General features: G+C 36.3%; 18 protein-coding genes. 16 read left to right on the top strand and 2 right to left on the bottom strand.

Annotated features, from left to right (window positions below):
- The first annotated feature begins 120 nt into the window (after positions 1-120).
- Positions 121-999 carry a LysR family transcriptional regulator gene (locus GHC26_RS07865; protein WP_163970720.1) on the top strand — a complete coding sequence of 293 codons (879 nt, stop codon included), beginning with the start codon at positions 121-123 and terminating at the stop codon, positions 997-999.
- A gap of 47 nt (positions 1,000-1,046) precedes the next feature.
- On the opposite strand, the gene GHC26_RS07860 is transcribed toward GHC26_RS07865, so the two are convergent.
- Complete coding sequence (locus GHC26_RS07860; RefSeq protein ID WP_163970719.1) at positions 1,047-2,753, bottom strand: Rqc2 family fibronectin-binding protein; 1,707 nt, start codon at positions 2,751-2,753, stop codon at positions 1,047-1,049.
- A 126-nt stretch (positions 2,754-2,879) separates the two neighbouring features.
- Between GHC26_RS07860 and GHC26_RS07855 the strand changes: the two genes are divergently transcribed.
- The 15 genes from GHC26_RS07855 to spoVM all read left to right on the top strand — a co-directional run bounded on the left by GHC26_RS07855 (position 2,880) and on the right by spoVM (position 19,247).
- The gene (locus GHC26_RS07855; protein WP_163970718.1) at positions 2,880-5,534 is read left to right on the top strand and encodes a calcium-translocating P-type ATPase, SERCA-type; all 2,655 of its coding nucleotides are present in this window, start codon (positions 2,880-2,882) and stop codon (positions 5,532-5,534) included.
- A gap of 414 nt (positions 5,535-5,948) precedes the next feature.
- Positions 5,949-6,830 carry a YicC/YloC family endoribonuclease gene (locus GHC26_RS07850; protein ID WP_163970717.1) on the top strand — a complete coding sequence of 294 codons (882 nt, stop codon included), beginning with the start codon at positions 5,949-5,951 and terminating at the stop codon, positions 6,828-6,830.
- 95 nt (positions 6,831-6,925) lie between these two features.
- Complete coding sequence (remA, locus tag GHC26_RS07845) at positions 6,926-7,189, top strand: extracellular matrix/biofilm regulator RemA (RefSeq protein ID WP_163970716.1); 264 nt, start codon at positions 6,926-6,928, stop codon at positions 7,187-7,189.
- Positions 7,190-7,220: 31 nt separating this feature from the next.
- Positions 7,221-7,838, top strand: a complete 618-nt coding sequence (gene gmk, locus GHC26_RS07840) for a guanylate kinase (RefSeq protein ID WP_163970715.1) — start codon at positions 7,221-7,223, stop codon at positions 7,836-7,838.
- The gene (gene rpoZ / locus GHC26_RS07835) at positions 7,835-8,035 is read left to right on the top strand and encodes a DNA-directed RNA polymerase subunit omega (RefSeq protein WP_163970714.1); all 201 of its coding nucleotides are present in this window, start codon (positions 7,835-7,837) and stop codon (positions 8,033-8,035) included. The genes gmk and rpoZ overlap by 4 nt, the downstream gene beginning before the upstream one ends.
- Positions 8,036-8,154: 119 nt before the next feature.
- Positions 8,155-9,363 (top strand): bifunctional phosphopantothenoylcysteine decarboxylase/phosphopantothenate--cysteine ligase CoaBC, encoded by a 1,209-nt coding sequence (gene coaBC, locus GHC26_RS07830; protein ID WP_163970713.1) that lies wholly within the window; start codon positions 8,155-8,157, stop codon positions 9,361-9,363.
- Complete coding sequence (gene priA / locus GHC26_RS07825) at positions 9,360-11,768, top strand: primosomal protein N' (RefSeq protein ID WP_163970712.1); 2,409 nt, start codon at positions 9,360-9,362, stop codon at positions 11,766-11,768. Before coaBC ends, priA begins: the two co-directional genes overlap by 4 nt.
- 15 nt (positions 11,769-11,783) lie before the next feature.
- The gene (gene fmt / locus GHC26_RS07820) at positions 11,784-12,722 is read left to right on the top strand and encodes a methionyl-tRNA formyltransferase (protein ID WP_205599205.1); all 939 of its coding nucleotides are present in this window, start codon (positions 11,784-11,786) and stop codon (positions 12,720-12,722) included.
- Entirely contained in the window at positions 12,723-14,078 is a 1,356-nt protein-coding gene (gene rsmB, locus GHC26_RS07815) for a 16S rRNA (cytosine(967)-C(5))-methyltransferase RsmB (protein ID WP_163970711.1), read from the top strand.
- Between the two features lie 68 nt (positions 14,079-14,146).
- Positions 14,147-14,908 (top strand): Stp1/IreP family PP2C-type Ser/Thr phosphatase, encoded by a 762-nt coding sequence (locus tag GHC26_RS07810; protein WP_163970710.1) that lies wholly within the window; start codon positions 14,147-14,149, stop codon positions 14,906-14,908.
- Positions 14,902-16,914 (top strand): Stk1 family PASTA domain-containing Ser/Thr kinase, encoded by a 2,013-nt coding sequence (pknB, locus tag GHC26_RS07805; RefSeq protein ID WP_163970709.1) that lies wholly within the window; start codon positions 14,902-14,904, stop codon positions 16,912-16,914. Before GHC26_RS07810 ends, pknB begins: the two co-directional genes overlap by 7 nt.
- Entirely contained in the window at positions 16,915-17,796 is an 882-nt protein-coding gene (gene rsgA / locus GHC26_RS07800; RefSeq protein ID WP_163970708.1) for a ribosome small subunit-dependent GTPase A, read from the top strand.
- A 3-nt stretch (positions 17,797-17,799) separates the two neighbouring features.
- Positions 17,800-18,462: a ribulose-phosphate 3-epimerase gene (gene rpe / locus GHC26_RS07795; protein ID WP_163970707.1), complete on the top strand. Its 663-nt coding sequence runs from the start codon at positions 17,800-17,802 to the stop codon at positions 18,460-18,462.
- A 6-nt stretch (positions 18,463-18,468) separates the two neighbouring features.
- Positions 18,469-19,134, top strand: coding sequence for a thiamine diphosphokinase (locus GHC26_RS07790; protein WP_163970706.1), 666 nt, complete (start codon positions 18,469-18,471; stop codon positions 19,132-19,134).
- A 29-nt stretch (positions 19,135-19,163) separates the two neighbouring features.
- A complete protein-coding gene (gene spoVM, locus GHC26_RS07785; protein ID WP_163970881.1) occupies positions 19,164-19,247 on the top strand; it encodes a stage V sporulation protein SpoVM in 84 nt (27 codons plus the stop codon).
- 558 nt (positions 19,248-19,805) lie between these two features.
- On the opposite strand, the gene rpmB is transcribed toward spoVM, so the two are convergent.
- A complete protein-coding gene (rpmB, locus tag GHC26_RS07780; protein ID WP_156289025.1) occupies positions 19,806-19,994 on the bottom strand; it encodes a 50S ribosomal protein L28 in 189 nt (62 codons plus the stop codon).
- Between the last annotated feature and the right edge of the window lie 257 nt (positions 19,995-20,251).

Genomic DNA, 20,251 nt, shown 5'->3' with positions numbered 1-20,251 from the left:
ATTCATACAAGAAAAAGCAGTAATTATCTAGAAAACAGGTAATTAAAAGGGTGTCATAAGAAATAATTTCGTTTATAATAAAAAGTAATAATCATAGCTTATCATTTAGGAGCATGCACAATGAAAATAGAGGATTATGAGTTATTACTTAAATTAAACGAAATTGGTACGATTCGTGGTACGGCGAAGGAAGTATTGATATCCCAACCAGCTGTTACACAACGGCTGAAATACATCGAAGAATACTTCGGAGAAAAGATATTTATACGAACATCAAAACGTTTAATGCCAACACCAAATGGGGAAATGATTCTAGATCATGCTAAACACGTAATAGAAGCGGAAGTGGCCATTCAAAATAAATTAGCACAATCAAGTGATGCTGTTCAAGGGACCTTATCGATTGCATGTTCTTCCTTAATTAGTCAACGGTTTTTGCCAGCAATTCTTGCGGATTATACGAAAAAATTTCCGAAAGTCGCTATAGACCTTGTAACTGGGATTAGTGAAGACATAAAACGAGATCATAAAAATTACCATGTCTGTATTATTCGTGGCGAAAAATTAAAAGAAAGTACTTGTATCCGTTTGTTTGATGATCCGCTATATATCTTTGATACAGAGGAGTTTCCGCAATCAAAAATTAAAGAACGACCATTAATCTCTTTTAAAAGTGACGATAGTATGCATGAACTTGTCGACCATTGGCTTTATCATCATCAAAATGAGATTAAACCATTAAAAATGATTAGGGTAGACCAAATTGAAACCTGTAAACAATTTATGAAACAAGGATTGGGGATGGCTGTCCTTCCAAAAAGTGTTTCTCATTCTTTAATGGAAACATATCCACATATTCCTTTGACATTGAATGGAGAGAATGTAACAAGGGATACATGGATTTGCTATCAAGAAGGAATTCGTCAATTACCACAAGTGGATCAATTTATTCGCTTATTAGAAAATGAACCATTTTTAACAACAAAACAAAACGGATGACCTATCAGTGTCATCCGTTTTTATTACCCAATTCACAGTCCAAGATTCTATTTTTTTAGCTTTTCGACTATCTCTTTTTGTGGTGTAACAAAAAGCGTTTTTTGATTATCATATGTGACATAACCAGGTTTTGCTCCATTTGGTTTTTTCACATGTTTAATAGTTGTATAGTCAACTGGTACAGAAGATGATTGTTGAGATTTACTAAAAAATGCAGCAAGTTGTGCAGCTTCAAGGATTGTCTCTTCACTTGGGTTAGTGCTACGAATGACAACATGTGACCCAGGGATGTCTTTTGTATGTAGCCAAATTTCATTTCGTCGTGCCAGTTTTGTTGTAAGATAGTCATTTTGCTTATTATTTTTTCCGACAAGCAGTAATGTGCCATCAGATGAAATAAACTCTTCTGGTTTTGGAATGGAAGGTTTATTTTTATTTTTCTTCTGTTTTGATTGTTTTTTCAAATATCCTTCTTCTCGTAATTCATCTCGTATTTCTTCAATGTCATCTTCACCTGCAACATCAATTTGTTGTAATAGTTGCTCCAAGTAGATGATTTCTTCCTTTGTTTTTTCCATTTCTTTTTCGACCATTTGTTTCGATGTTTTTAATTTTTGGTACGTTTTAAAAAAGCTTTGTGCATTCTCACTAGGTGTCTTTGTGGGATCCAGATCAATAGTGGTTTCCTTTTGTTCTGGATCATAATAATCGATTACCTGAACAGTACTATCCCCTAGCTTAACTTGATGCATATTGGCAGTAAGTAACTCTCCTTTTCGCTGATACTTTTTTGCGTTTTCAGCTTTTTTTAAGGTTTTCTGATGTTTTTTTAATTTCCGTTCATTTTTATCCTTTTCATTTTTAATGAAACGATAGAGATCTTTTGCCCGTTGTTTTACCCGATCCCGTTCTGCTTTCCCTGAATAAAATTTATCTAACATCCTATTAGTTGTTGAGAACTCCTTATGTTCACTATCTAAAAAAGTGAGTGGAATTACATGGAAGTCTTCTTTTTGATGATAATAAATCGTCGGTTTGTAATGATGATGTTGAACTATTTCCTTCATTTCAGTGAATTTTTCCATATATGTTTTTTCTGAGCCTAAGTTTGCACGGTGCACCATTTCTTTTGCTACAAGTGGTGATAACCCAACAAGTGTATTCACAATTTGTTTAGTTAAATGGCCCGCATTAAAGTCCAATTTACGGATAAATGTTTCTGGTTCGATTTGTAACATATTTAGCTTATCCTGTACTGGAGGTAATTTGTAAGGTTTTCCAGGTAAGATGGTACGATGCCGATTTTGCGTACTTGATACGTGTTTTAAACTATCTAAAATCATTTCCTTTTCCTGATCAACAAGCATTAAGTTACTATGTTTTCCCATTAGTTCCAGTATCAGTTCTTTATATACGGTATCACCGAGCTCATTTCTTGTTTTTATCGTGAATGTGATGATTCGTTCCATTCCTTTTTGTTCAATCGTTTCTATCGTTGCCCCTGATAAATGTTTTCGTAAAAGCATACAAAACATAGGAGGTTCTTTTGGATTTCGATAGACATCGTTTGTTAAATGAACACGTGCGTACATAGGATGGATGGATAATAATAATGTATGATTATGACCTTGACTACGAATGGTTACAATAATTTCGGTTTCAGTCGGTTGATAGATTTTATTAATTTTCCCTAAAATAATTTTCTCTTGTAATTCGTTTGTTACTGCTCTTGTTACAATACCATCAAATGGCAAAGTGATCACCTCCTCGGTAATTATAGCATTTTTTTGGACGAGTCTGCATACATATCTCATATAGCAAAAAGAAAACGACCGAAGTGTGAGGTTGTATGGATACAGATAAAGCTGGAGGAATGCACTATGAAATGGTATCAATTAGATGTAGATCGTGTAGAGCAAAAACTACATGTAACAGCTAGCAGGGGATTGTCCACAAAACAAGTGGAGGAAAGAAAGAAGCAGTATGGGGAAAACGAGTTAGAAAAAGAGAAAAATACGTCAAAATGGTTATTATTCTTAAAGCAATTTCAAGATTTTATGGTCTTGGTGTTACTCGCAGCAACGTTAATCGCGGGACTGTTAGGGGAGTACATTGATGCTATTGCCATTATGGTTATTGTGCTTGTCAATGGTTTAATTGGGTATTTCCAAGAACAAAAAGCAGAAAAGTCCTTAGCCAAACTAAAGGAGCTATCTGCCCCAGCTGCTTCTGTTTTACGTGATGGCGAGTGGGTGACAATCCCCTCAAAAGACGTTGTTATTGGTGATGTAATCCGAATGCAGAGTGGTGACCGTATTTCAGCTGATGTACGAATTGTAAAGTCCAATAACATGGAGACAGAAGAGTCGGCGCTCACAGGAGAATCACTCCCCGTAATGAAGCATGCAACAGCCATTGAACGGGATGATATTGATCCACAAGATCAAGTGAATATGGGCTTTATGGGGACATTAGTGACAAGAGGTTCTGGTATTGGAATTGTTGTTGGAACTGGTATGAATACAGTTATGGGACAAATTGCTTCGTTAATGGCAAAAACGGAAAAAACAACCACCCCTTTAGAACATAAACTAGCAGAGCTAGGTAAGGTGTTAATTGGAGTTGCATTATTCTTAACTGCTTTAGTGGTTGTTGTCGGTGTGTATCAGGGACATGCCTTATATGATATGTTCTTGGCTGGCGTATCCCTAGCAGTAGCAGCAATACCAGAAGGATTACCTGCGATTGTGACGGTTGCCTTATCATTAGGTGTTCAACGAATGATTAAGAAGAAGGCAATTGTCCGTAAGTTGTCTGCTGTTGAAACTTTAGGTTGTGCATCTGTAATTTGTTCTGATAAAACAGGTACGATGACAGAAAATCAAATGACAGTAAAAGAACTCTTTTTAAATGGAGATTATTTACATGTCACTGGAGACGGCTTTGATGTACGTGGTGATTACTTTCTCCATGAAAGAAAAGTAGACAGAGATTTTCCCAATTTAGAATCCATGCTATTATATGGCATGTTATGTAATAATGCTTCTTTACAAGTGAAAAAAGGAAAGTATTTAGTAGATGGGGATCCAACAGATGGTGCTTTATTAGTTGCATCTAGAAAGCTAGGTCTATCCCCTGTACTACATGACCATTACAAAGTGATTAAAGAGATTCCATTTGATTCAGAGCGGAAACGAATGAGTGTCATTGTGGAAGATGATAATCAACGACGTTTTGTCATTACAAAAGGTGCACCAGATGTATTACTTCCACGTACCTCTTTTGTTATGGGGAAAGATGGAAGAAAACAATTAAAACAATCCGATCAAAAGCAAATTGAAGGCGCGATCGATCAAATGGCTGATAAGGCACTCCGGACCATTGCAATCGGAATGAAACCATTAGCGAAGCAAGATTCGTTAGAAACAGCATTTATCGAAAAAGACTTAACGTTTATTGGTTTATTTGGCATGATGGATCCACCAAGAAAAGAAGTAAAGTCTGCCATTGAGGAATGTAAAGCAGCTGGAATTAAAACAGTGATGATAACAGGGGATCATAAAAAAACGGCAAGTGCAATTGCACATCAATTAAATTTATTACCAGAAGATGGACTAGTATTAGAAGGCTACCAATTAAATCAAATGTCAGTAACGGAATTGGAAGACATTATCGATCAAGTATATGTATTTGCTCGTGTTACACCAGAGCATAAACTAAAGATTGTTAAAGCATTTCAGGAAAAAGGTCATATTGTTGCCATGACAGGAGATGGTGTCAATGATGCACCTGCCATCAAAGCAAGTGACATTGGGGTTAGTATGGGAAGAAGCGGAACAGATGTTACAAAAGAAGCATCTTCACTTATTCTGATGGATGATAATTTTGCGACGATTAAAGCTGCCATTCATGAAGGACGAAATATTTATGAAAACATCCGAAAGTTTATCCGCTATTTATTGGCATCTAATGTTGGTGAAATATTAGTGATGTTATTTGCGATGATGCTTGCAATGCCGTTACCGTTAGTTCCTGTTCAAATTTTATGGGTAAACTTAGTAACAGATGGTCTACCAGCGATGGCATTAGGGTTGGATAAATCAGAAGATGATATAATGAAACGAGGACCAAGAGATCCTAAAGAAGGCGTTTTTGCACGTGGCTTAGGCTTTAAAATAATCACCCGTGGATTTTTAATTGGTATTGTAGCTCTAATAGCCTTTACGGTGTCCTATCAACAAAATCCTGATAACCTTATTTTCGCACAAACAATGGCATTCACAACACTTGTGATGGCTCAATTAATACATGTGTTTGATTGCCGTAGTGAACAATCTGTTTTTGCCAGAAATCCTTTTGAAAACATGTATTTAGTTTTAGCTGTTTTATCGTCTATTCTATTACTATTAGTCGTTATTTATTGGGAACCATTACAACCAATCTTCCATACAACGTTCCTAAGTATTCGTGATTGGATGTTAATTATTGTACTAAGTTCCCTACCAACTGTCTTGTTTGGTTTTACTAAAAAGTAAAGATGAAGCCCTCCATTTATATGGAGGGTTTTCTATTTTGTGGAATAATTGCTATAATAAAATGAGTTATGATTAAATTAGGCGGTTTTCTAACAGATTGTTACTTTTTCAAGAATAAATCTTAATGTATAGTTGATAGATGATGCGTCGTATATGTTTAGCATGCCTTTCTCCCATTCTTTATAAGCTGAGTGCTAAATCAACGCTGTGAAAGCGAAGTGTTCTGCCAGAACGAATTCAGGCACACTACCCTCATTGAACAAAGGAAATCTACTATCTGGAGGGAGATCAATGCGCAACCTTACGACGTATTATATAGAAAATGTGATATTAAAAACAATATAGTATGTAAAAAAGTCTTAATTTATCTTTTGAAGATAAGCTAGAAAAGTACTATGATGGTTGGTGAAGTAAATGGTTAGGAGTATGACTGGTTATGGAAGGGATATATCTACTGTAAATGATACAACGATTAGAGTAGAAGTACGGACGGTGAATCATCGTTTTTTAGATTTTACAGCCAAAATACCACGCTCCCTTTTGTTCATTGAAGATAGCTTAAAACAAGTCGTTAAATCCTATTTTTATCGTGGTCATATTGATGTATACATAAATCTTACAGGTGAAGGTTTTATAGAAAAAGAACTGAGAACAGACTGGTCTTTATTAGATCAGTATATAAACCAATTAAAACAAGCTCAAACATGTTATCAATTAGAAGATGACATTTCTGTTTCCATGCTCTCCACATTACCAGAACTCATACAAATCCAAGAAAAAGAAACGTATGACAATCAGCTGACAGAAGCAATTGTTCAAAGTACACAACAAGCATGTAACGAAGTTCAGGCAATGAGAATAGCAGAAGGGGAAAATATAAGTCGCGATATCAACCACCATCTGCAAAATATCCAAGATGGGGTGGAAGAACTGAAGAAGACACGACATACGGTTATAGAAGAATATCGAAATAGAATACAAGAACGTATTAAAGGATTTGTAGCAGAAAATGCGTATATTGATCAAGCAAGAATGCATCAAGAAATTGCACTTTTAGCCGAAAAAGGGGATATTACAGAGGAACTTACTCGTCTACAAAGTCATATTGACCTTTTCGGTGAAACGATAAGAAAAGAAGAGCCAATTGGCCGTACCCTTGATTTTATCGTACAAGAAATGCATCGAGAAACAAACACAATTGGGTCTAAATCAACAGATATGAGAATAGGTCAAAGCATTGTCACGTTAAAAGGAGAAATTGAGAAAATAAAGGAGCAAATCCAAAATATAGAGTAAAAATTTGAGATTTCTATGTTATTTTCCTTATAATAGAGATATTATAAAGATAGAATAAAAGAATTGATTAGAGTATTTTAGAGGGGGAAACAAATTTGAGTTTACGTTTAATTAATATAGGATTTGGGAATGTTGTTTCAGCAAACAGGGTTATCTCGATCGTATCTCCTGAATCTGCACCAATAAAACGAATTATTACGGTAGCACGAGACAATAATAAATTAGTGGATGCTACATATGGAAGAAGAACTCGTGCTGTTATCATTACAGATAGTGATCATGTCGTATTATCTGCTGTACAGCCAGAGACTGTCGGACAACGAGTAATTAGTCATGAAGAAATGATTGATGAATCGTAATAAGTGAGCATTAAATTAGGAGGATAAGGTTTTGACTGATGAACGAGGTATATTGTTTATCCTTTCTGGACCATCTGGTGTTGGGAAAGGGACGGTACGTAAAGAATTATTTAATCAAGAAACAGATTTACGGTATTCAATCTCGATGACAACAAGAGGAATGCGTCCTGGTGAAAAAGAAGGTATTGATTACTTTTTTAAATCAAATGAGGAATTTGAGCACTTAATTGAACAAAACGAACTGTTAGAATATGCTCAGTATGTTAATAATTACTACGGAACACCAAGAGAATATGTGGAACAAACATTAGCAGATGGTCGGGATGTGTTTCTTGAAATCGAAGTACAAGGTGCCATGCAAGTGAAAAAGAATTTTGCAGAAGGTGTATTTATCTTCTTAGTTCCACCAACCCTAGAAGACTTGCGTGAACGGATAGTGAATAGAGGCACTGAGTCCAGCGATTTAGTAACAAATCGATTAGGTGAGGCGAAAAAAGAAATTGAAATGATGGATGAATATGATTATATTGTTGTTAATGACGATGTAGATAAAGCTGTTCATAAAATTCAATCCATCATTGAGAGTGAACATTGTAAGCGTGAGCGGGTTGCAAAGCAATATAAACAGTTATTGGAGGGTAAAAAATGATTTTAGAGCCATCAATTGATTCCTTACAAGAAAAAATTAAATCAAAGTATACGCTTGTAACATTATCGGCTAGACGTGCAAGACAGATTGGTGAAACGAAAAAAGCATTAGTGGAAAATCCATCTTCCAATAAAAATGTAGGTGTTGCACTAGAAGAAGTTCAAGCTGGAAAATTAAGAGTAAAAGAAACGAATTGACCTCAAGTACCCTCGCTGCTACAACGATTAGCGAGGGTTTCTCATTTTTCTAAACAGTCATCAGTTGACAAAAGTTCGACAAGTGTTACCTCACCTATAGCTATGAAGGGGGAATCGTGATGTTTTATGAGAAAAATATTGTGTTAGGTGTTTCTGGAGGGATTGCAGCGTACAAAGCGTGTACACTGACAAGTAAACTAACCCAACTCGGTGCAAATGTAAAAGTGGTCATGACCGAAAACGCGTCTGAATTTGTATCACCATTAACATTTCAAGCTTTATCACGGAATCCAGTTTATACAGATACATTTGATGAAAAAGATCCAGAAGGAATTGCTCATATTGATGTCGCTGATTGGGCAGACATTGTTATCATCGCTCCAGCAACTGCTAATATCATTGGAAAATTAGCGAATGGCATCGCCGATGATATGTTAAGTACGATCCTTTTAGCCACGCAGGCACCAGTATATATCGCACCTGCAATGAATGTACATATGTATGAGCATCCAGCCGTAATCTCTAATCTAAAACGGTTAGAACATTGGGGATACCATTTTATAGAACCTGGTGCAGGTTATTTAGCATGTGGTTATGTTGGAAAGGGTAGATTAGAAGAACCAGAGAATATTATAGCGGCAATTGAAAACCATGTAGCAGGACAATCTTTGTTAAAAGGAAAACATGTATTAGTATCTGCAGGACCAACTAGGGAGAAAGTTGATCCAGTTCGTTTCTTTACCAATCATTCATCAGGAAAGATGGGTTTTGCGATAGCAGAAGCAGCTGCCAATTTCGGAGCAACTGTAACAGTTGTAACAGGACCTGTTGAAGAAAAAACAACATATCCAGCCATTAAAAGAATTGATGTAACAACAGCTGAGGAGATGTATAACCAAATGCACGCGAACTTTTCTATAGCTGATATTGTTATAAAAGCTGCAGCAGTTGCAGATTACCGGCCAAAACAAGTCTATGACCAAAAAATGAAAAAAAAATCAGATGATTGGTCTGTTGCAATGGAACGAACAAAGGATATCCTTCAATCGCTAGGGAAGCACAAAAAGAATCAATTCTTAGTTGGCTTTGCGGCTGAAACAACAAATCCATTAGAATATGGAATGGATAAATTAAAGAAAAAAAACTTGGATGCCATTGTTATTAATAATGTTGGCGAGGACGGAGTTGGCTTCCGAGGGGACACAAACGCTGTAACGTATGTGAATAAAGATTTAAAGAAGGAAGAGGTAACCCTTACAGCGAAGAAAGAAGTAGCAAAAAAAATCTTACAGTTTATAGTTCGTGATATGAAAGGTGACAAATCGTGAATATTGCTAATGTAATTGTTGATGTTCCAGCATCCTCCATTAACCAAACGTTCGACTATAAAATCCCCGATAAATACGTAGATATACTAGCTAGTGGAATGCGTGTGATTGTTCCATTTGGTCCAAGAAAAGTAATGGGCTATGTTGTTTCAAGAAGTAGTGAGTCCGATTTCACGAAACTTAAATACATTGCTGATGTGCTTGATTTAACACCTATTTTGACATCAGAATTGCTGCATTTAGGGAAATGGTTAGCCGAAGAAACACTTAGCTTATATGTTACGGCATACCAAGCAATGTTACCACAAGTATTAAAAGCACAATATGAGAAGGATTTAGTAAAACAAACTGATGAACTATCATCAAATGAGCTGGAATTCCTATTTGCGGGTATGGATCGTATTCCTTATTCTTTGTTTGAGGGTTCAACTATCCCCTATGCACAACTTCAAAAAGCAATCCAAGATGGAGAAATCATGATTCACTATCTTGTGAAATCAAAAGAAACGAAAAAAAAGGTAACAATGGTAAGATCCCTTCTTCCTGTACACCAATTAGAGGAAAAAATACTTGATATTCCAAATAATGCTAAAAGGCAGCTTGAATTAATCCAATTCTTTATCGAACATCAAACGAAAGTAGAATTAAATACATTACTACAACAGCTTCAAGCACCTAGATCAACGATTACGAAATTAGTCGAAAAAAACATTATCGAAACATACAAGGAAGAGGTTTATCGTAATCCATTTGATGATACTTCCATCGAACCAACTGAAGCATTATCACTAACAGAACAGCAACAACAAGCAATTACACCAATCTATGATACAGTTGAAAAAGGTGCACATGAAGTTTTCCTCCTTCATGGTGTAACAGGAAGTGGGAAGACAGAAGTTTATTTACAAGCCATTCAAGGAGTCATTGAAAAAGGACAAGAAGCAATCGTATTGGTTCCAGAAATAGCGCTTACTCCACAAATGGTCAAACGATTTAAAGGACGGTTTGGTTCCAATGTCGCTGTTTTACATAGTGCATTGTCAGCTGGGGAAAAATATGATGAATGGAGAAGAATTCATCGTAAAGAAGTGAAAGTAGTTGTAGGAGCCAGATCAGCTGTTTTTGCACCTTTTGAAAATATCGGCATTATCATTATTGATGAAGAACATGAGACAAGTTACAAACAGGAAGATCAGCCCCGCTATCATGCAAGAGATGTTGCGATAAAGCGAGGACAGCATCATCAATGTCCTGTTATCCTTGGAAGTGCAACCCCAACATTAGAATCATATGCTCGAGCACAGAAAGGGGTCTATAAACTAGCCACACTAGATAAACGTACAAATGAAAAGGAAATGCCAAATGTAGAAATAATCGACATGCGCAAAGAACTACATGCTGGGAATCGATCCATGTTCTCAAGAGAATTAAAAGAGAAGATTGAGGAACGAATTAGTCGAGACGAACAAATTGTTCTATTATTAAACAGGAGAGGGTATTCTACCTTTGTCATGTGTCGTGATTGTGGCCATGTAAACGAATGTCCTCATTGTGATATTGCGTTAACCTATCATAAAAATAGTAATCAATTAAAGTGTCACTATTGCTCCTATGAAGAGCCAATGCCTACGATCTGTCCAGAATGCAGCAGTAATCTAATCCGTTATTTTGGCACAGGGACAGAGCGCGTAGAAGAGGCACTAACAAAACTCATCCCCCAAGCTAGCATTATTCGGATGGATGTTGACACAACAAGAAGAAAAGGTGCTCACGAAAAGTTATTAAACCAATTTGCTACAAAACAAGCAAATATATTACTTGGTACACAAATGATTGCAAAAGGACTAGATTTTGAAAATGTTACTTTAGTAGGGGTATTAACAGCAGATTCGATGCTTCATTTACCTGATTTTCGCTCTTCAGAGAAGACCTTCCAATTACTGACACAAGTAAGTGGCCGAGCTGGTAGACATGATTTACCTGGAGAGGTGATTGTTCAAACCTATACTCCTGACCATTATAGTATTGAATTAGCTAGTGTATATGACTTTCAATCATTTTACCAGAAGGAAATGGCAATTCGTAAAACGTTTCAATATCCACCGTTTGTGTTTTTGGCCTTGATTACCGTTTCACATAAAAATCAAGTAACGACTGTTCAAACTACACAAAGGATCGTACAGTTATTATTAAAACATGTAAGTAATGAGACAACGATATTAGGACCAACCCCATCACCCATTACACGTGTGAAAGATAGATATCGTTACCAATGCATGATAAAATACAAAAAAGAACCACAGTTACGAATGCTTATTAAAAAGATCCTACGTCAATTTGATGATGAGGTTCGTAAAAACGATTTGATGATTACCGTAGATATGCAACCATACCAACTAATGTAGAACGGAGGTTTTTCAGTGAAACGAATTGTTTTTATGGGGACACCAGATTTTTCAGTTCCTATTTTACAAAATTTAGCACAAAGTGATTATAATGTGGTGTTAGTCGTGACACAGCCTGATCGTCCTAAAGGAAGGAAGAAAGTGTTAACACCTCCCCCTGTAAAAGTGGAAGCAGAGAAACATGGAATTCCAATTTTTCAACCGGAGAAATTAAAAGATGATTATGAAACGATACTAACGTATGAACCAGACCTCATTATCACAGCAGCTTATGGACAGCTTTTACCAAATCAATTACTAGAAACACCTCCATATGGTTGTATTAATGTCCATGCTTCCTTATTACCTGAATTGCGCGGGGGAGCCCCTATTCACTATGCTATATTACAGGGGAAAAAGGAAACAGGTGTTACGATTATGTATATGGTCCAAAAGCTTGATGCAGGTGACATTCTTCGTGCTAAAAAAGTACCAATCGCAGAAGATGATCATGTAGGAACCTTACATGATAAGTTATCAGAGGCTGGATCACAGTTATTGATGGAAACATTACCAAAACTTTTTCAACATAACATTACACCTGTTCCACAAGATGAAGAGCAGGCAACTTATGCGACAAATATAAAAAGAGAACAAGAAAAGATTGATTGGAATAGTTCAAATGAAGCTATTTATAATCATATAAGAGGACTCCATCCTTGGCCAGTTGCATTCACACTATATGAGGGAAAAACTTTAAAAATCTGGTGGGCAGAGAAAGATGATCATACTTATAAAGGCACACCAGGTGAAATTGTGAATGTTACGGAGAATTCCTTTATTGTAGTTTGTGGGGATCAGAAGGGGTTGAAAGTAACAGAAATTCAACCAGCTGGAAAAAAGCGAATGACCGTCGAACAGTATTTACGTGGTTCTAAAGATCGAATTACATCAGGAATAATATTAGGTGATTAAATGGGTAATTATCAATTAAGAGAAGCAGTTTTGGACGTATTGTTACGAATTGACGAGGATAGTGGGTATAGTCATTTATTAATTAATCATGAAATTAAGTCAAGAAAATTAGCAACAAAGGATGAAGGGCTTTTTACAGAGATTGTATATGGTACATTACAACGTAAACTAACATTAGATTATTATCTTGAAGCGTTTATTTCCAAAAAAATAGAACCATGGGTAAAGATATTACTCCGAATGTCTCTTTATCAGATGATTTATTTAGACAAAGTGCCTGACCATGCTATCCTACATGAGGCCGTTGAAATTGCCAAAAGAAGAGGTCATAAAGGAATTGCCTCATTGGTCAATGGTGTATTACGAAATATTCAACGAAAAGGATTACCAGATACTAATGATATTCAAGATCCTTCCAAACGAATCGCAGTCGAGACAAGTCATCCTAAATGGTTAGTGAAAAGATGGCTTGATTTGTACGGTGAAACGATCACACGTCAGATGTGTGAGGCAAACTTAGAGCGGAAGCCGATTTCGATACGAGTTCAACCACTAAAAATAACAAGAGAAGATGCAATCAAAAAATTAGAAGGACTAGGTTTTGTTGCAGAACCATCTACTTTTTCTGATCAAGGGATTATCGTGCATAAGGGAAATATTTTAAGAACGGAACTTTTTTCGAAAGGGTTTGTAACGATTCAAGATCAAAGTTCTATGTTAGTTGGTGAAATGCTTAGCGTAAAGCCTAGAATGCGTGTGCTAGACGCATGTAGTGCACCAGGGGGGAAAGTAACCCATATCGCGGAAAAAATGGAGGATAAAGGGGAGATTCATGCCTATGATCTTCACGCCAAAAAGACCAAATTAATTGATCAAAAAGCTAGTGACTTAGGACTTACGATTATAGATACTAACCAAGGTGATGCACGGAACTCTCATCAAGTGTATGACGCGGAAACGTTTGATCGAATTCTTGTTGATGCACCTTGTTCTGGATTAGGTGTTATTCGTGGAAAACCAGATATTAAATATAGTAAGAAAGAAGCAGATATTGAACGTTTAGCGCATATTCAGCAAGAAATTTTAGAAAGTGTTACACCATTACTTAAAAAAGATGGTAAATTAATTTATAGCACATGTACTGTCGATAAACATGAAAACGAAAAGGTTGTCAAAACTTTTTTAGACAAGCATCCAGAATTTATGGTGGATCAAACATTCTTTGATGAATTACCAACAGTAGTTCGAAACTCGATAGGTAATTCAGAGTATGGATTACAATTATTTCCACACACGTTTCAAACGGATGGTTTTTTCCTAACAAGGCTTATTCAAAAGGGCAAATCGGACAACTAGTTTGGTTTGCTTCGTGAAAACGTTTGTCATTTTAAATTAGTAAGGCAGACGCTAATAGGGGTGATAGGATGAGAGGACAATTTTTTACGGATCGTGGACAAATTAGGAGCCATAATGAAGATGCTGGGGGAATTTTTTACAACAAAGATGGACAACTTCTCGCTTTAGTTGCAGATGGGATGGGTGGCCATAAGGCAGGCGATGTAGCTAGTGAGATGGCAACATCACTCGTCCAAACCAATTGGGAGGAATGTAACGGAATTGATGAACCAGAGAAAGCAGAAATATGGATTTCAGAGCTTTTACAGAAGGTGAATCAGAAAATTTATGAAGAGGCAACACAAAATAAAGACTGTCAAGGGATGGGTACAACAATTGTAGTTGTGATTTGTACAAAGGAATTTTTAACGATTGCACATGTAGGTGATAGTCGGTGCTATTTATGGAGTCAAGAAGATTTTATCCAGCTAACAGAAGATCATTCCCTAGTCAATGAATTAGTACGCAAAGGTGAGATATCTAAAGATGATGCGGAATATCATCCAAGAAAAAATGTCCTTTTAAAAGCTTTAGGTACGGAACAAGAAATAAAACCAGATATACAGTCCATCACTTGGGAAAATGGAAATAAACTGTTACTTTGTTCAGATGGTCTAACGAACAAATTAGTGGATACAGAATTAGAGGAGTATTTAGCATTAAATGAAGCCATTTCTACAATTGGAAAAACAATGGTGGAACAGGCAAACGAACGTGGAGGAGAAGATAATATTTCGTTAGTTCTTGTGTTCCATGATTGGACAGAGAAAGAAGGTGACAATTTATGTTAGATGGTCATCTCCTAAATGAGCGTTATAAGATTCGCCAAACAATTGGTGGCGGGGGAATGGCAAATGTTTATTTAGCAAGGGACATCATCCTGGAGCGGGATGTGGCGATTAAAGTACTGCGTATAGAATATGCAAATGATGAAGAATTTATTGCGCGATTTGACCGAGAAGCACAATCTGCTACAAGTCTATCACATCCCAATATCGTCAATATTTATGATGTAGGTGAAGAAGATAATATTTTATTTATGGTAATGGAATACATAGATGGCATGACATTAAAAGAATACATACAACAATATGGGCCACTCGAGGTATCAGAAGCACTAGATATTATGAAACAGATTACATCTGCTATTGCCCATGCACATGCAAATGATATTGTTCATCGTGACATAAAGCCACAAAATATTTTAATTGATTCGGATGGACAAGTGAAAGTGACAGATTTTGGTATTGCCATGGCATTAAGTGCAACAGCCCTTACACAAACTAATTCTGTTTTAGGTTCTGTACATTATTTATCTCCAGAACAAGCTAGAGGTGGAATGGCAACCAAGAAATCTGATATATACTCGTTAGGGATTGTACTATTTGAATTATTAACTGGGCGTCTTCCATTCTCAGGAGAATCAGCAGTTTCAATTGCACTAAAACATTTACAGGATGAAACACCATCTGTTAGGCAAATCAATGATAAGGTACCTCAAAGTGTTGAAAATATCGTTCTTAAAGCGACGGCCAAAAATCCGTTTCACCGATTTGATAATGTATACGATATGGAGGAAACAATCCATACAGCTTTACATCCTGATCGAATCGATGAATCGAAGTATACCCCTCCAGTCGAAGAAGGGGAAGAGACAAAAGCCATCCCAGTTATTACAGATAAAACGATTAATGATAACGATAATAAGGACGAAGATACGATCACCCAACATTCGAACCAAGAGACAAAATCATATGAAAATAAGGAAGAAGGCGCAACAGAACCTTCATCTAAAAAGAAGAAAAAGCGAAGGAAAAAGTGGGTATGGATTATTGCAATCATTGTTCTGTTAATGGGTAGTGGGATTGCTGCATTATTCATTATTCCAAGTCTCATGCAGCCAGAAGATGTTACCATTCCAGATATAATAGGAATGGAATTTGATGAAGCACAAGAAGAGTTGGAACAGATTAATATTGAAGCTGAAGAGGAGCTCGTTTTTTCTGATGAGGTAGAAGAAGGTTTCGTTGTACGAACGAGTCCACAAGTAGGACGTACAGTAAAAGAGGGCTCCATTATAACTGTTTTTGTTAGTCAAGGAAAAGAGACAGAGACATTTGGTGATTATGTAGGGGAAGAATTTAATCAAGTCCAACAAATATTAGAGGAACAAGGCTTTGAAGAAATTATTGGGTATGAAAAAACCTCAGAAGAGCCAGAAGGGATAATTATTAATCAAACACAACCAGAGCCAAACGCTGAAGTTATTCCAGGAGAAACACGTGTTATTTTTGAAGTAAGTAGTGGCCCTGATCCTATTGCACTTAGTAATTTAGAAGGGATGTCACAAGAAGAGGCAGAGAATATATTAGAGGAACAGGGATTAAATATTAACGTAATTAAAGAGCATTCTGATGATGTAGCAGAGGGTAATGTTATACGTCAAAATCCTGCACCTAATACGAATCTAGAAGAAGGTGAAACGGTTGATGTATATGTTTCCATTGGAATAGAAGAACTACCACCTAGAACTCATACGGAGGAATTTGTGGTGGAATATGATCCACCTCCAACAGATGAGGAGGAAACAGAAGAACCAGTAGAACAAACAGTTCGTATTTACATTGGCGATATGAATTATCAAATAGATGAAGTATATCATGAAGAAACGATTACAGCTGATGAGACATTTACGATCACATTAACGATTGAACAAGATACGTCAGCAGAATATAGAGTAATGCTAGATGATGATGTTGTAATACAAGAAGAAATTTCCTATGAGGATGGTGAATAAATGGCAGAGGGTAGAATTGTGAAAGCGTTAAGTGGTTTTTATTATGTAAAATCAGGTGAAGAGATTTATCAGTGTCGAGGAAGAGGTGTTTTTCGGAAACAAAAAATCACGCCTCTTGTAGGGGATTTTGTTACGTTTGAAAGTACTAACCTTGACGAAGGTTTTATCACAGATATAAAGCCTAGAAAAAATGAACTGATTAGACCACCGATTGCTAATATTGATCAAGCAATTATTGTTACCTCTGTTGTGTTGCCTGATTTTAGTCCTTTATTGTTGGATCGTTTTCTTGTTCTAATTGAATCAAAGGATATTGAGCCGATTATTTTTATATCAAAAATGGATGCATTATCCGAAACGATGATAGAAAAAATTGATTATTATCGAAAGGTATATGAAAAAATAGGGTATCCAGTTGAATTATATTCGGTAAAAGATAATATGAATATGGAACCTTTAAGTAGATATCTTGCAAATAATGTATCTGTTATTGCGGGTCAATCTGGAGTTGGAAAGTCTTCCTTATTAAACAAGCTTAAGCCATCTTTGGTATTAGAAACTGGTGAGGTGTCTGAAAGTCTTGGTAGAGGAAAACATACAACAAGACATGTGGAATTAGTAGAAATTAATAATGGTCTTGTAGCAGATACACCAGGTTTTAGTTCACTAGACTTTGATAACATTCAATTAGAAGAACTAGGAAATTGTTTTCCAGAAATAGCCATGCATAGCACTTCATGTAAATTTCGTGGGTGTAACCACATTAAAGAACCAAAATGTGCCGTTAAACAAGCGGTAGAAGCTGGAGATATAGCATCTTCTCGTTATGACCATTATTTACGTTTTTACGAAGAAATCCAAACTAGAAAGCCGAGGTATTGACATATGGTAAAAATAGCACCATCCATTTTATCAGCAGATTTTGCGAAGTTAGGTAGTGATATAAAAGAAGTGGAACAAGGAGGAGCAGACTACATTCATGTGGATGTCATGGATGGACACTATGTACCAAATATTACAATAGGTCCGCTTGTTGTAGAAGCGATAAAACCATATACGACATTACCACTTGATGTACATTTGATGATCGAAAATCCAGATCACTATATTCCTATGTTTCAAAAAACTGGTGCATCCATTATTACCGTTCACCAAGAAGCATGTACACACTTACATCGAACGATACAATTAATTAAAAGTTCGAATACGAAAGCAGGTGTTGTGATTAATCCAGGAACACCAGTAGAGTTCATAAAAGAAGTATTACCCGATGTTGATTTAGTCTTATTAATGTCTGTCAACCCTGGATTTGGTGGACAATCGTTTATTCCAAATACTATTGATAAAATTAAAAAGCTAGTTACTTGGAGAGAGGAACTAGGTATATCTTTTGAGATTGAAATTGATGGAGGAATTAATACAGAAACAGCCAAAAAATGTAGTGAGGCAGGAGCAGATGTATTAGTAGCTGGTAGTGCAATATTTAATAAATCAAATCGACAGGAAGCCATTCAAGCAATTCGCCAATCAGCTTCAGGAACGGAGTAATAGAAAATGAAGGTAGCAGTGGTCGGAAATGGACCAAAAAACTTAATTCCAGATCTATCCCCGTATGAAAGTATAATTGATCTCTGGATAGGTGCTGATCGAGGTGCATTAACGATCATCGATCAGCGGCTTCCACTTGATCTTGCTGTAGGTGATTTTGATTCTATTTCTTCTTACCAAAAAAGAAGGCTGGAAGACCAGGCTCGTAAGGTAAATGTATATCCTGTTGAAAAAGACCAAACCGATATAGAAATTGCACTCTCCCATGCATATTCATACCAGCCGAACGAATTGTATTTATTTGGTGTAACAGGTGGTAGATTAGACCATGAACTCATTAACATACAATTACTACATCATATTAATCAAAAAGGTATTAATGGAATTATGATTGATCATTATAATCAAATCCAATTAACGACACCAGGTACACATCATGTGAAAAAAGACAAATTATATCCTTATATTTCGTTTATCCCATTGACACAAACAGTAGAGGGACTCTCATTAGAAGGATTCTATTATCCGTTAGAATATGAAGATATTTCTTGGGGATCTACACTTTGCATTTCTAATCAGCTTATTTCAAATTATGGTACTTTTTCCTATGGTAGTGGCATACTATTATTAGTAAAGAGTCGTGATGCTATGTCTAATACGATTCCGATGTAAGCTGTTTGTATGCAGAGGAGGGCGAACTCATGAAATTTTATACGATTAAACTTCCTAGATTTGTTGGTGGATTTGTACGGGTTGTAATTGGCGCCTTTAAAAAAGATAAGTAAGGCATGAACGGCTTTTGTCAATTAAATTGACATAAGCTCATTTTCTATGAAACAGTGTAGTAAATGATTGTATCAAGGTTTAAAGTATCATTTTTTTAATGAAATGTTTCCTTGATATGTGCTGTGGAATTTTACCAAAATTGTTTGGTTTTAGGTTTTGTTTTCAGAACAAAAGCTAGAAGCGCCTTGATTACCCCCGATTAGAAAGCTTGGCTTGTCGCCACGTTCTTATGGCGAAAGCCTTAGCTGCACTTAGTAAGAAAGTTTTATACTTTCTTACCTGCCAAGCATAAGCCAAGCCTCGACGTGGCGCTTTTTGCGCGTAATGAGGATTGACTTATGACTTCGAGGGGGGTGGGTGCTGGCCGATGAAAACTCAGGCGTCCTTATGTCTATCGGCACTAGGACATCAATCGCTCGGAGCTGGGACGTGGTCTTTCCTATAAAAGGCAGTAAGAGGCCAACTTTTTATACTTTCTTACCTTTTAAAAAAAGCACCCATAAGAAGGGTGCTCTTTTCTTTCATAAACTAATGTGATTTGTTCTTTTTTAGGTATATTATACGCGCTCTACTTTACCTGATTTAAGGGCGCGAGCAGAAACATAAACTTTTTTAGGCTTACCGTCTACCATAATGCGAACTTTTTGTACATTAGCTTTCCATTTACGCTTGTTGGAATTCATAGCGTGAGAACGTTGGTTTCCACTGCGAGTTTTACGTCCAGTTACAACACATTTTCTAGCCATGGTAATCCCTCCTACTCTAACATGTGTCATTTTAATACTTATACAATTTATCATAAGTAGGAATAGAATGCAATCTATATTTTTCTTATTGCCTAGCTTCCTTTTTTATTTAGGAACTTTTCACATAGTATGCTGCTGTTGATATATATTGTAAAGCAGCTTTGATTTCCGCTCCTGACAGTCGCTTTCAGCAAGGGCACTTATGCCCTTGGTGAAAGCGAAGTGTATTTCCGTAGCGGTATTCATAGCTAAAACTA

It is taken from the genome of Oceanobacillus halotolerans (genome assembly GCF_010993955.1).
Taxonomy (GTDB): domain Bacteria; phylum Bacillota; class Bacilli; order Bacillales; family Amphibacillaceae; genus Oceanibacillus_A; species Oceanibacillus_A halotolerans.
This window is presented reverse-complemented; position numbering and strand designations above follow the sequence as displayed.